This is a genomic window from Nocardia australiensis, assembly GCF_020733705.1.
GTDB classification, from domain to species: Bacteria; Actinomycetota; Actinomycetes; order Mycobacteriales; family Mycobacteriaceae; genus Nocardia; species Nocardia australiensis.
The window spans coordinates 642,769-657,017 of the sequence record NZ_JAJFZM010000001.1 but is presented as its reverse complement, the minus strand read 5'-3'; the positions used below and the strand labels follow the sequence as shown (position 1 = coordinate 657,017).

Sequence of the window (14,249 nt, the reverse complement as noted above, 5' to 3'; positions counted from 1 at the left end):
GTGCGGGCTATGTGCCGGTCGACCCGACCTATCCGGCCGAGCGAATCGCTTTCGTGCTGGAGGATTCGCGTCCGACCAGCGTTATCCTCGATTCGACGGTGCAGGTGACGGTGCCCGCCGACCTGCCCGCGGTAGTGCTCGACGGATTCGCCGTGGAGACCGGCACCGTCGAAGACGCCGACGACGCGCCGATCACCGACGCGGACCGGCTCTCGACACTCTCACCCGATCATGTCGCGTATGTGATCTACACCTCGGGGTCGACGGGTCGTCCGAAGGGTGTCGCGGTCGCGCACCGGAATGTGGTGCGGCTGTTCGCGAATACCGATCGGGACTTCGGCTTCGGTCCCGATGATGTGTGGACGTTGTTCCACTCGTACGCGTTCGACTTCTCGGTGTGGGAGCTGTGGGGCCCGCTGCTCTTCGGTGGCACCCTGATCGTGGTCGACTACTACACCTCGCGTTCCCCCGAACAGTTCCTGGAACTGCTGCGTGTGGAGCGGGTGACGGTGCTCAATCAGACGCCGTCGGCCTTCTACCAGCTGGCCGAGGCCGACCGGGGTGCCGCGCGCGACGCGGCGCCGCTGGCGCTGCGCTACGTGGTGTTCGGCGGTGAGGCGCTGGAACTGCGTCGCCTTTCGGATTGGGTTGCCCGTCACGGTGATTCGGCCCCAACCCTGGTCAACATGTACGGCATCACCGAGACCACCGTGCACGTGTCCTTCCGCGCGCTCGACGCGGCGACGATCGCGGCCGCGTCCGGCAGTATTGTCGGCCGGGCGATCGCGGGCCTGAGCGTGTATGTGCTCGACAACCGGTTGCGGCCGGTGCCGGTCGGTGTCGCGGGCGAAATGTATGTCGCGGGACCACAATTGGCGCGCGGCTACCTCGGGCGGCCGGATCTGTCGGCGACCCGCTTCGTGGCGAACCCGCTCGCGGGCTCGGATGCGGCGGGGACCCGCCTTTACCGCTCCGGTGACCTCGCGCGCTGGAACCGTTTCGGCGAACTCGAATACCTCGGTCGCGCCGACGATCAGGTGAAGGTCCGCGGTTTCCGGATCGAGCTCGGCGAGATCGAATCGGCCGTCCTCGCACAGCCGGGTATCGCGCAGGCCGCGGTGATCGTGCGCGAGGATCAGCCGGGCGATCAGCGGATCGTGGCCTATGTGGTGTCCGATCCGGACCTCACGCCCGATCTCGACGAGGTTCGCAGCGGTGCGGCGCAACGACTGCCGTCCTACATGGTTCCCGGCGCGCTGGTGCGGCTGGAATGGATTCCGCTTACCGTCAACGGCAAGCTGGACCGTCGCGCGCTGCCCGCGCCCGCGGCGCGGGCCAAGGCATTCCGTGCCCCGGTGACGCCGGTGCAGGAGGCTGTGGCCTCGGTATTCGCCGACGTGCTCGACCTGCAACGGGTCGGCGTCGACGACGACTTCTTCGACCTCGGCGGCAACTCGCTCATCGCGACCAGGGTGGTCGCCAGAATCGGTGCGGCGCTCGGTACCACGGTGCCGGTGCGTGCGCTGTTCGAGGCGTCGAGCGTGGCCGCGCTCGCCGCGCGAGTGGAATCGCACACCGGCGTCGACGCGCGCGCTCGCCTTGTCGCGAGGAAACGCTCCGCCGATGAACTTGTGCCGCTGTCGTTCGCACAGCAGCGCATGTGGTTCCTCAACAAGTACGACACCGCCTCGGCGGCCTACAACCTGCCGGTGGCCATCCGGATGTCGGGTGCACTCGATGTCGAGGCGCTCGGGCTGGCCGTGGCCGATGTGGTGCGCAGGCACGAATCGCTGCGCACCCGCTACCCCGAGCACGGCGGCGCGCCGTCCCAGGTCATCGACGCGGCCGAGGACATCGCGCTCGACCTGCATCCGGTCGCGGTCGATCCGGCGGCACTGACTGCCGCGGTGACCGAGTTCGTCAGCACCGGATTCGATGTGGCCGAAGAGGTTCCGCTGCGGGCCCGGCTGTATCGCGCGGGCGCCGAGGAACATGTGCTCGTCGTCGTGGTGCACCACATCGCGGCCGACGGATTCTCGATCGCGCCGCTGACCCGTGACGTCATGCTCGCCTACACCGCGCGCGCCCAGGACAGTGCGCCAGGTTGGGCGCCGCTGCCGGTGCAGTATGCCGACTTCGCGGTCTGGCAGCGTGAGGTCCTCGGCACCGAGGACGACGCGGAATCGCTGCTTGCCCGTCAGGTCGCGCACTGGCAGCGCGCACTCGACGGTGTCCCCGACGAGCTGACTCTGCCGTTGGACCGGCCGCGCCCGGCGATCGCCTCCCATCGCGGCGCGACCGTGCACACCGAACTGCCCGCCGACCTCGTCAGCGAACTGGACGAAATCGCACGCCGCCGCGGTGCGTCTTTGTTCATGGTCATGCATTCCGCGCTCGCGGTGCTGCTGGCCCGGCTGTCGGGCAGCGACGACATCACCATCGGCACGCCGATCGCGGGCCGTGGTGAGCAGGCGCTCGACGATCTCGTCGGCATGTTCGTCAATACCTTGGTGTTGCGCACGGTCATCACGCCGGGCGAATCGTTCGCCGAACTGCTCGATCGCACCCGTACCACCGACCTCGACGCCTACGGCAATGCCGACGTGCCCTTCGAGCGACTGGTGGAACTGCTCGCACCGGAACGCTCGCAGGCGCGCAACCCGCTGTTCCAGGTGATGCTGGCCTTCCAGAACCTCGATCGCACCAGCCTGGAACTGCCGGGTCTGTCGGTATCGGCGCTCGACCTCGACGAGAATATCGCCCGCTTCGACTTGCAGTTCACTCTCTCGGAGAGCGAATCCGGTTCGGGCGCCATGGCTTTGGCACTTACCTACGCCACAGAACTGTTCGACGAATCGACCGCGTCGGCCATCGCCGCACGCCTGCGGCGGGTGCTGGAGGCGGTGGCGAGCGATGCTTCGACGACCGTAGGCGCGATCGACGTGCTCGACGCCGCCGAGCGGGCCGAGCTGGTGTCACGCACCGGAGCTCCCGCCGTATCGCCGGGTACCCTGCCCGAGCTGCTGGCCGAGGCCGCCGCGCACGATCACGCCGCGCCCGCGGTCGTGTTCGAGGGCACGACGCTGACCTACGGCGAGTTGGACGAGCGCTCGAACCGCCTGGCCCGCTTGTTGATTGCCGAGGGTATCGGCACCGAGGACTTGGTCGCGGTCGGTGTGCCGCGTTCGGCGGATTCGGTCTTCGCCGCCTGGGCCGTGTCCAAGACCGGTGCGGCGTTCGTTCCGGTCGACCCGAACTATCCGGCCGAGCGCATCGCGCACATGGTCACTGATTCCGGTTCTCCGATCGGCCTGACCGTGGCCTCGGTCCGCACGGGTCTGCCCGAGACCGCGTCGCGACCGGCGGGCCCGGAGGCGGTAGCGGAGCGTGACCACGCGGGGGCATCGGAAGCGGCTCGATCCGGCGCGGTGCGCTGGCTGGTGCTCGACGAACTCGACCTCGACGCGTTCGACGGCGGGCCGATCACCGACGCCGACCGGGTTCGCCCGTTGCGCCCGCAGCATCCGGCCTACGTCATCTACACCTCCGGTTCCACCGGTGTACCCAAGGGCGTCGTGGTGACCCACGCCGGCCTGGCCAACTTCAGCGCCGAGCAGGCGCAGCGCTACGCGCTCGATTCCGATTCGCGGGCACTGCATTTCGCCTCGCCGAGCTTCGACGCGTCGATCCTCGAGCTGCTGCTCGCACTCGGCCGTGGCGGTGCGCTTGTCGTGGTGCCGCCCGGTGTCTACGGCGGTGACGAACTGTCGCAGCTGATCCGCACCGAACAGGTCACGCACGCGTTCATCACCCCGGCGGCGCTGGCCACCTTCGACCCGACCGGCCTGGATTCGCTGCGGGTGCTGGTCGCCGGTGGCGAGGCGGTGCCCGCGGATCTGGTGGCCAAGTGGGCGATTCCGCTCGCCGACGGCAGCGTGCGTGCCTTCCATAACGGCTACGGCCCCACCGAGACCACCATCATGACCAACATCAGCGATGCGCTGGTGGCCGGCGAGACGGTAACCATCGGCGGACCCATTCGTGGCATGCGGTCGCTGATCCTCGACAGCAGGCTGCAGCCTGCTGCGGTGGGTGTCGCGGGTGAGCTCTATCTGTCGGGCATCCAGTTGGCGCGTGGCTACCACGCTCGTGCCGCGCTGAGCGCCGACCGGTTCGTCGCGAACCCGTATGTCGCTGGGCAGCGCATGTACCGCACCGGTGACGTGGTCCGCTGGACCCACACCGGCGAGGTGGAATATGTCGGACGATCCGACTTCCAGGTCAAGGTCCGAGGCTTCCGTATCGAACTCGGTGAAATCGACGCCGCGCTCGCCGCGCACGAAACCGTCGACTTCGCGGTAACCGTCGGCCACAAGAATGCCGCCGGTGCGGTCTCGCTGGTGTCGTATGTTGTTGCCGCGCAGGGACAGTCGATCGATGTTGGGACGCTGACCGAGCACGTCGAGGACCGCTTGCCCGCCTACATGGTGCCGTCATCGGTCATGGTGATCGACCGGGTGCCGCTGACCCCGGTCGGCAAGTTGGACCGCAGGGCGCTGCCGGAGCCGGTATTCGCGACCGAGGTCATCTTCCGCGCGCCGCGCACGCCGATCGAGCACACCATTGCCGAGGTCTTCGCCGAGGTGCTCGGTGTGGAACGTGTCGGTGTCGACGATTCCTTCTTCGCGCTCGGCGGCGACAGCATCGTCTCCATCCAGCTGGTGTCGCGGGCCAAGGCACGCGGCGTGATCTTCTCCCCGCGCAATGTCTTCGAGCAGCGCACGGTGGCCGGACTGGCCGCGGTCGCCGAAACCGCCGACGCCGAGGCGCCGGCGGCGAGCACGCTGGCCGAGCCCGCGGGTGGCGGTGTCGGCGAACTGCCGCTCACCCCGGTGGTGCGATTCATGGCGGAGCGGGATGGGTCCTTCGGCCGCTTCAACCAGACCATGGCGCTGGAACTGCCGATCGGAATCGATCGCGCGGGCATCGCCGCCACCGCCGGTGCGGTCATCGACCGGCACGACATGCTGCGCTCGCGCCTGCACCGCGCCGGATCCGACTGGGTCGTCGAAACCGCCGCTCCCGCAACGGTCGACGTCGACGCACTGATCGACCGCACCGAATTCGACGCGAGTATCGACGACGGCGCGCTGTTCGAGATCGCCGCCACCGCGTTGGACGCGTCCCTCGATCGCCTGGATCCGGCCGCCGGCGTGGTGATCCGGTTCGTGTGGCTGGAACCGAGCAGCGCGACGCGGGCCGGACGTCTCATCGTCGTCGCGCACCACCTCGTGGTCGACGGCGTGTCCTGGCGCATCCTCGTGCCCGATTTCGTCGCGGCCTGGGGGCAGATCACCGCCGGTCAGACACCTGAACTGGTGGCACCGTCGACTTCGATGCGGGCTTGGGCGCAGGCACTGGCCGAGGAGGCGCGCAGCCCGCGCCGCCTCGCCGAACTCGACTACTGGCGTTCGGTGGTCGCGACCGCCGATCCGTTGCTCACCGAGCGTGCGCTCGACCCGACGGTCGATACCTCCGGTGTCGTGGAGAAGCTGCGGGTGGAGGTATCCGCCGAGGTCACCAAGGCGCTGTTGACCACAGTGCCCGCCCTGTTCCACGGTGGGGTCAACGACGGCCTGCTCACCGCGCTCGCGCTGGCGACCGCGAAATGGCGTGCGCGCCGGGCTGATGCCCGTCTTGACGACGCGCTGCTGCTGCGTCTCGAGGGCCACGGCCGCGAAGAAGACGTGGTTCCCGGCGCGGATCTGTCGCGCACGGTCGGCTGGTTCACCGCGATTTTCCCGGTGCGCTTGGACCTGGCCGGTATCGATATCGACGCGGCGCTGGCTGGTGGGCCCGCTCTCGGCAAGGCGATCAAGGCGGTCAAGGAGCAGCTGCTCGCGGTGCCGGACAAGGGCGTCGGTTACGGGCTGCTGCGCTACGCGAATTCCGACACCGCGTCCGAACTGCCGCTCGCGCAGCCCGGCCAGGTGAGCTTCAACTACCTGGGTCGCGTCTCCGACGGCGACGTCCCCGAGGCGCTGCGCGGTTTCGGCTGGATTCCGGCTCCGGAACTGGGTGCGCTCGGCGGCGATTACGACGCGGATATGCCCGCCATGGCACCGCTGGATATCAATGCCATCGTGGTCGGCGACAAGCTGAGCGCGAATATCGGCTACCCCTCGACACTGCTGGACGCCGAGGCTGTCGCAGAGTTCGCCGGCCTGTGGACGACGGCGCTGGAAGCCGTTGCCCAGCATGCGAATTCGGCTTCCGCCGGTGGTCATACGCCATCCGATTTCGGACTGGTCCGCACCACTCAGCGTGATATCGAGGGCTGGGAGCAGCGCTTCCCCGCGCTGGCCGACGTGTGGCCGCTGTCCGCGTTGCAGGCCGGCCTGTTGTTCCACGCGCGCTTGGCAGCCACCTCGGTCGACGTCTACACCGCGCAGTCGGTTCTCACCCTCACCGGCCGGGTCGACGCGGCCCGATTGCGTTCGGCCGCGCAGGCTCTCATCGATCGCTACGAGACGCTGCGCACCGCCTTCGTCACCGCGGCGGACGGCAGTTCGGTACAGGTTGTGCTCGACAGCGCGCGGGTCGGCTGGGCCGAATACGACCGCAGCGAAACCGGTGTCGCCACCGACCTGATCGACGCCGATCGGATGCGGCGCTTCGATCTCACCGCGCCGCCGCTGATCCGGTTCACGCTGATCCGGACCGAGGCCGACCGTTGGCTGTTCGTGGTGTCCAACCATCACATCCTGCTCGACGGCTGGTCCATGCCGCTCCTCATGCGCGATCTGCTTGTGCTCTACGCGACCCATTCCGATCGCGCCGCCCTGCCCGCCGCCCGCTCCTACCGGCACTTCCTGGAATGGACCGCGCAACAGGATCATTCGGCGTCGGTGGCCGTGTGGGCGGACTCGCTGCGCGGCGTGACCGAGCCGACGCTGCTCGCTCGTCCCGACTCCGGCCGGGAGATCACCGCGCTCTCGGGTGAGTACCTGTTCGAGCTCGACGAGGCCGCGACCGCGCGTCTCACCGAGCTGGCCGCATCCCTCGGCGTCACCCCGAATACGGTGTTGCAGGTCGCCTGGGGCATCCTGGTCGGCCGCATGACCGGTCGTGAGGACGTGCTGTTCGGCACCACCGTGTCCGGTCGCCCGGCCCAGCTGTCCGGGGTCGAGTCAATGGTCGGCCTGTTCATCAACACCGTGCCCGTCCGGGTGCGTTTCGATGCCACCGAGTCGGCGAGCGCGTTGCTGACCCGTACCCAGGGCGAGCAGGCGGATCTGCTCGATCACCACTATGTCGGCCTCGCCGACATCCAGTCCGCCGCCGGTATCGGTGGCCTGTTCGACTCGCTGGTGGTGTTCGAGTCCTATCCGGTGGACGCCGAGGGCATTCAGGCGCAGGCCGCCGACATCGACGGCATGGCGGTTGTCGATATCGACGCCGCCGACGCCACTCACTACCCGCTGACCCTGATCGCGCAGCTGGATTCGCGGTTGCGGATCCGCGCGGGCTACCTGCGCGACCTGTTCGACGAGCCGACGGTGCGCCGTATCGCCGACCGGTTGGTACGGGTGCTCGCCGCCATCACCACCGAACCCGATGTGGCCGTTGGCGATATCGAGTTGGTCGATGCCACCGAGCGTGCGCTCGTCGCGGGGTGGAATGCCACCGATCACGCGGTCGACGACACGGCGACGCTGGTGTCGATGTTCGAAACGCAGCTGGCGAAGACGCCGGAGGCGACCGCGCTGACCTTCGAGGGGACAAGTCTCACCTACGCCGAGTTCGCCGCGCGGGTCTACCCGCTGGCGCGCTGGCTCATCGAACGCGGCGTCGGCCCGGAATCCTATGTGGCACTGGGGATGCGCCGCTCGATCGACCTCGTGGCCGGCATGTACGCGGTGACGATGGCCGGTGGCGTCTACGTGCCGCTCGATCCCGACCATCCGGCCGAGCGCACCGAATACATCCTGGCCACGGCCGATCCGGTGTGTGTGCTGACCTCCGACAGCGATCTGGACATCGACACCGCGCAGGTACGTATCGACCTGCTCGACCTGTCCGGCCTCGCCGAAACTCCGATCACCGATGCCGAGCGGCGGGCGCCGCTGCACCCGGGTAATACGGCGTACGTGATCTTCACCTCCGGTTCGACCGGGCGGCCGAAGGGCGTCGCGGTTTCGCACGCGGCCATCGTCAACCGGCTGGTGTGGATGCAGTCCGCCTACAGTCTCAGCGAAGCGGACGCGGTACTGCAGAAGACCCCGGCGACCTTCGACGTGTCGGTGTGGGAGTTCTTCTGGCCGTTGCAGATCGGTGCGCGCCTCGTGGTCGCGCGACCCGACGGCCATCGCGATCCCGCCTACCTGGCCGAGGTCATCGCGACCGAACGGGTGACCGTCACGCACTTCGTGCCGTCCATGCTCGCGGTATTCCTGAGTGGGCTCGCGGCGCACACGGGCCCCTCCGCGGAGACGCGAGCGGCTGACGCCGCGGCTGCGGGATGCGACTGCCTGCGGATGGTCTTCGCCTCCGGTGAGGCACTCTCGCCCAAGCCCGCGCATCGTCTGCGCGAGCTGACCGGTGCGGTGCTGCACAACCTTTACGGCCCGACCGAAGCCGCCGTCGACGTCACCTTCCACGAGGTGACCGATGCCGATACCGACACCGTCCCGATCGGTGCCCCGGTATTCAACACCCAGGTGCACGTGCTGGATTCGCGGCTGCGGCCCGCGCCGGTCGGTGTCGCGGGTGAGCTGTATCTCGCGGGCACGCAGCTGGCACGCGGGTATGTCGCACGCGCCGATCTGACCGCTGACCGGTTCGTCGCGAACCCGTTCGGTGCGGCCGGTGCCCGCATGTACCGCACCGGCGACCTGGTGTCCTGGACCGCTGACGGTGAGCTGGAATACCTTGGCCGCACCGACTTCCAGGTCAAGCTGCGTGGTCTGCGTATCGAACTCGGCGAGATCGAGTCCGCGCTCACCGGTCTCGACGAGGTCGCGCAATCGGTCGTGGTGGTGCGTGGTGATACCCACACCGGTGATCAGTTGGTCGCGTACGTGGTCGCCGCGCCGAATGCGCGGATCGACACCGAGCTGGTACGTGAGGACCTCGGCGCGCGCTTGCCCGCCTACATGGTCCCGGCGCTGGTTATCGTGCTGCCTGAGTTCCCGCTCAATGCCTCCGGCAAGCTGGACCGCAAGGCGTTGCCCGCACCGGTGTTCGAGGCCGCGGTGTTCCGCGCGCCGACCACGCCGGTCGAGGAGATCGTCGCGCGGACCTTCGCCGAGGTGCTCGGTGTGGAGCGGGTCGGCCTCGACGACGACTTCTTCGCACTCGGTGGCAATTCGCTCTCGGCCACCCAGGTCGCGGCCAGGCTGGCGGCGGCGCTGGAAACCGACCTCGGCGTCAGGGAACTGTTCGAGGCGTCCACCGTGGCCGCGCTCGCGGCCCGCACCGAATCGCGGGCGGGCGCGGGCGCACGCGCGGCACTGGTGCCGCAGCGGCGACCCGATCGGGTGCCGCTGTCGCTGGCGCAGCAGCGGATGTGGTTCCTCAACCGCTTCAACGCGGGCAATGTGGTGGACGGTGTCAATGCCGCGGCCGCCGCCGACAACATTCCCGCCGCGGTGCGACTGTCGGGTCTGCTCGACCGGCAGGCGCTACAGATCGCGGTGGCCGACGTGCTCGCCAGGCACGAGTCGCTGCGCACCTACTACCCGGAGATCGACGGCGTCGGCTACCAGCAGACCGTCCCCACCGGCCGGGTCATTCCTGATCTCACGCCGATCGACATCACCGAAGCCGAACTGCCGCAGCGGCTCTCGGATGTGGTGCTGACCGCCTTCGATGTCACTGTCGAGGTGCCGTTCCGGGCCAGGCTGTTCGAGATCAGCCCCACCGAGCATGTGCTGGCGCTGGTGGTACACCACATTTCCGCCGACGGCTTCTCCATGGGACCGCTCACCCGTGACGTGATGATCGCCTACAGCGCGCGCGTCGACGGCGACGAGCCCGCGTGGCAGCCGCTCGAGATCCAGTACGCCGACTACACGCTCTGGCAGCGCGCGGTGCTCGGCACCGAAGACGATTCGGCATCGTTGATCGCCGGGCAGATCGACTTCTGGCGCAACGAATTGGGCGGCCTGGTCGAGCAATTGGATCTGCCCGCGGACCGGCCGCGCCCGGCCACCGCGTCCAATCGCGGCGCCACCGTCGGCTTCACCGTCGACCCCGAGGTGCATGCCGCGCTGCGAATGCTTGCCCAGCAGCACAATTCGACGCTGTTCATGGTTGTGCACGCCGCGCTCGCGGTACTGCTCGCGCGGCTGTCGGGCACCAGGGACATCGCGATCGGCACGCCCATCGCGGGTCGTGGCGAACGTGCGCTCGACGACCTGATCGGCATGTTCGTCAACACCCTGGTGCTGCGCACCGAGATCGACCCCGCCGTCGCGTTCGACGAGCTGCTGCGCGCGGTCCGTCGCGTTGACGTCGACGCCTTCGGGCACGCGGACGTGCCGTTCGAGCGGCTGGTCGAGGTGCTCGATCCGGCGCGTTCCCCGGCACGACACCCGCTGTTCCAGGTCGCGCTGACCTTCCAGAACACCGCGCCCGCGGCGCTCGAGCTACCCGGGCTGACCGTGTCGGGCGTGGATCTCGCGGTGCCGCTTGCCAAGTTCGATCTGCAGCTGACGCTCGTCGAGAACGTCGGCCCAGACGGACTCGCGCACGGAATGTCGGCCGAATTCAGTTACGCCACAGACCTGTTCGAGCCCGCCACGGTCGCCGATTTCGCCGACCGGCTGCAACGTGTCCTCGCCGCGGTGTCCGCCGACTCCGGCGCGGTGGTCGGCGATATCGACCTGTTGGCCGATGGCGAACGCGAACTGGTGCTGCGCGAATGGAACACCCAGGGCGCGGTGGTGCCCGAGGTGACGTTGGTCGAGCTGATCGACCGTCAGGTGCGGCGGCATCCGGACACGGCCGCGGTGCGCTTCGGCGATACCGCCGTCACCTTCGGTGAGCTGTCGCGTCGCGCCAACCGCGTCGCGCGGGCACTGATCGCGCGCGGCGTCGGACCCGAATCACTGGTGGCCGTCGCGCTGGCGCGTACCGAGGACCTGCCGGTCGCGCTCTACGGTGTGCTGCTGACCGGCGCGGCCTACGTTCCGATCGACACCACCTATCCGGTGCAGCGCCTCGAGTTCATGCTCGCCGACGCGGCGCCGGTGTGCGTGCTGAGCAGCGCGGACGAGGTGCCCGCGGTGCCTGCGGGCGATATCCCGGTGGTGCTGCTCGAGGACACCGCCGAGTTCGCCGACGACGCGCTGACCGATGCGGACCGACGCGGACCGCTGCGCGCGGACAACCTCGCCTACGTCATCTACACCTCCGGTTCCACCGGTGTGCCGAAGGGCGTCGGTGTCACCCACCGCAACGCGGCGGAGCTGTTCGCCAACACCGAACCGCTGTTCGAGTTCGGTGAGACCGATGTGTGGACGCTGTTCCACTCCTTCGCCTTCGACTTCTCGGTGTGGGAACTGTGGTGCGCGCTGGCCACCGGCGGCACCGTCGTTGTCGTCGATTACCTGACCTCGCGGTCACCGGAATTGTTCCGCGAGTTGCTGATTCGCGACCAGGTGACGGTGCTGAACCAGACTCCGTCGGCGTTCTATCAGCTGATCGAGGCGGACCGGGCCGCCGGTTCGGGCCAGGCGAGCGAGTTCGCGTTGCGCTACGTGATCTTCGGCGGCGAGGCGCTGGATCTGCGTCAGCTGCGCCGCTGGTACGAGCGGCATCCGCAGGACGCGCCGCGACTGGTGAATATGTACGGCATCACCGAAACCACGGTGCACGTGTCGTATCTGGCGCTGGGCGACGACGATGTGGACAACCCGGCCAGCGTGATCGGCCGGGCGCTACCGGGATTGAGCGCCTATGTGCTCGACCCGCGCCTCGCGCCCGCACCGGTGGGTGTCGCGGGTGAGATCTATGTGACCGGCGCGCAGCTTTCGCGCGGTTACCTCGGCAGGCCTGGCCTGGCCGCGGCTCGCTTCGTGGCGAATCCGTTCGGCGAACCCGGTTCTCGCATGTACCGATCCGGCGACGTCGGCCGGTGGTTCGGTGCGGGCCAGGCCGCGAATCTCGAATACGCCGGCCGCAGCGATCAGCAGGTGCAGCTGCGCGGCTTCCGCATCGAACTCGGTGAGATCGAATCGGCGTTGGTGCAGTGCGCGGGCGTACGGCAGGCCGTGGTGATGGTGATCGCCGACGAGCACGCGGGCGATCGCCTGGTCGGCTACGCGGTGCCCGATACCGGTGTGGCGATCGATCCGGTCGAACTGCGCGACGAGGTCGCGGAATTCCTGACCGCCTACATGGTTCCGGACGCGATCGTCGTGCTGGACACGCTGCCGCTCACCCCCAACGGCAAACTTGACCGAAAGGCGCTGCCCGCACCGGAATTCGTCAGCACGGCGGCCTTCCGCGCCCCGAGCACCCCGGTCGAGCAGGCCGTCGCGGGTGTATTCGGCGAGCTGCTCGGTATCGAGGAGATCGGCGTCGATGACGACTTCTTCGCACTCGGCGGTAACTCGCTGCTGGCGACCAGAGTTGTCGCCCGGATCAACGCGGCCGTCGACGCCGATCTCGCAGTGCGCGAGTTGTTCGAGGCGCCGACGGTGGCCGCGCTGGCCGCCCGCGCGTCGGCCGAGGCCGGTAGCGGACGACGCCGCGAACTGGTGGCCGGACCGCGCCCGCAGGAGATCCCGCTGTCGCTCGCGCAGCAGCGCATGTGGTTCCTCAACCGGTTCGACAACCAGACCGCCGTCAACAACATTCCGATGGCCGTGCGACTGACCGGCACACTCGACGCCGAGGCGCTGCGCATGGCGGTCGCCGACGTGGTCGACCGGCACGAGGTGCTGCGCACCGTCTACCCGGAGACCGCCGACGGCCAGGGCGTGCAGGTGGTCCTGCCCGCCGGGCAGGACCTGTTCCACCTGACCCCGATCATGGTGTCGGAGACCGAGATTCACGACCGCATCACCGAACTGGTGCTGACCGGTTTCGACGTCACCACGGCTGTTCCGGTGCGGGCCGCACTGTTGCGGATCGCAGGCTCGATGGACGGTTCGCAACCGGACACGCATGTGCTGGTCTTCGTGGTGCACCACGTCTCCGGCGATGGCTGGTCGGTCGGCCCGCTGGCCCGTGACGTGATGATCGCCTACGCGGCGCGCACGCGCGGCGAGGCACCCGGCTGGGCGCCGCTGCCGATCCAGTACGCCGATTACGCACTGTGGCAACGGGAAACACTCGGTTCGGAGGACGATCCGAGCTCGCTGATCGCCCAGCAGGTCGCCTACTGGTCGGCCAACCTGGCCGGGCTGCCCGATCAGCTGGACCTGCCCTCGGATCGCAAGCGTCCGGCCGTCGCGACCAATCGTGGTGGGGTGTACGAGTTCTCGCTCGACACCGAGCTGGTGCATGCCCTCGACGCGCTGGCCCGCGCACACGGCGCAAGCCTCTTCATGGTGGTGCACGCGGCCTTCGCGGCCTTGCTCGCGCGCCTGTCCAATAGCGACGATGTGGCCATCGGTACCGTGGTCGCCGGTCGCGGCGAGGCCGTCCTCGACGACGCCATCGGCATGTTCGTCAACACCCTGGTGCTACGCAGCACGGTGGATCCGGCGCAGCCGTTCACCGCATTGCTCGCCCAGACCCGCGAAACCGATCTCGCCGCCTTCGGGCACGCGGATCTGCCGTTCGAGCGGCTGGTCGAACTGCTCAACCCGGCTCGTTCGCAGGCACGTCATCCGCTGTTCCAGGTGATGCTGTCGTTCCAGAACACCGGCGAGACCACCTTCGAGCTGCCCGGGCTCGAGGTCTCGGGGGTACCACTGGACGTGGTGACCGCGAAGTTCGATCTGCACCTGAACTTCTCGGGTACCGCCGCCGACGGGATGACCGCCGACATCGCCTACGCCACCGATATGTTCGACGCGGGCACCATCGCCTCGTTCGCGCGGCGGCTGGTGCTTATGTTGAACGCCACCGTCACCGATCCGGCCGTGTCGTTCGGTGATATCGACCTGCTCGACGACGACGAACGCACCCGGGTGCTGGCCACCTGGAATGCCACGGCACACCCGGTGGACGCCGAAGCCACGCTGGTATCGCTGTTCGAAACACAGGCGCGGCGCTCGCCCGAAGCCACGGCGCTG

At 68.6% G+C, this 14,249-nt stretch carries 1 protein-coding gene (running past both ends of the window); it reads left to right on the top strand.

This entire window lies inside a single protein-coding gene on the top strand: locus tag LKE06_RS03020, encoding a non-ribosomal peptide synthase/polyketide synthase. The 43,734-nt coding sequence extends 14,557 nt beyond the window's left edge and 14,928 nt beyond its right edge, so the window shows coding positions 14,558–28,806 — codons 4,853 (partial) to 9,602 (complete); the first codon wholly inside the window starts at nt 3. Both the start codon and the stop codon lie outside the window.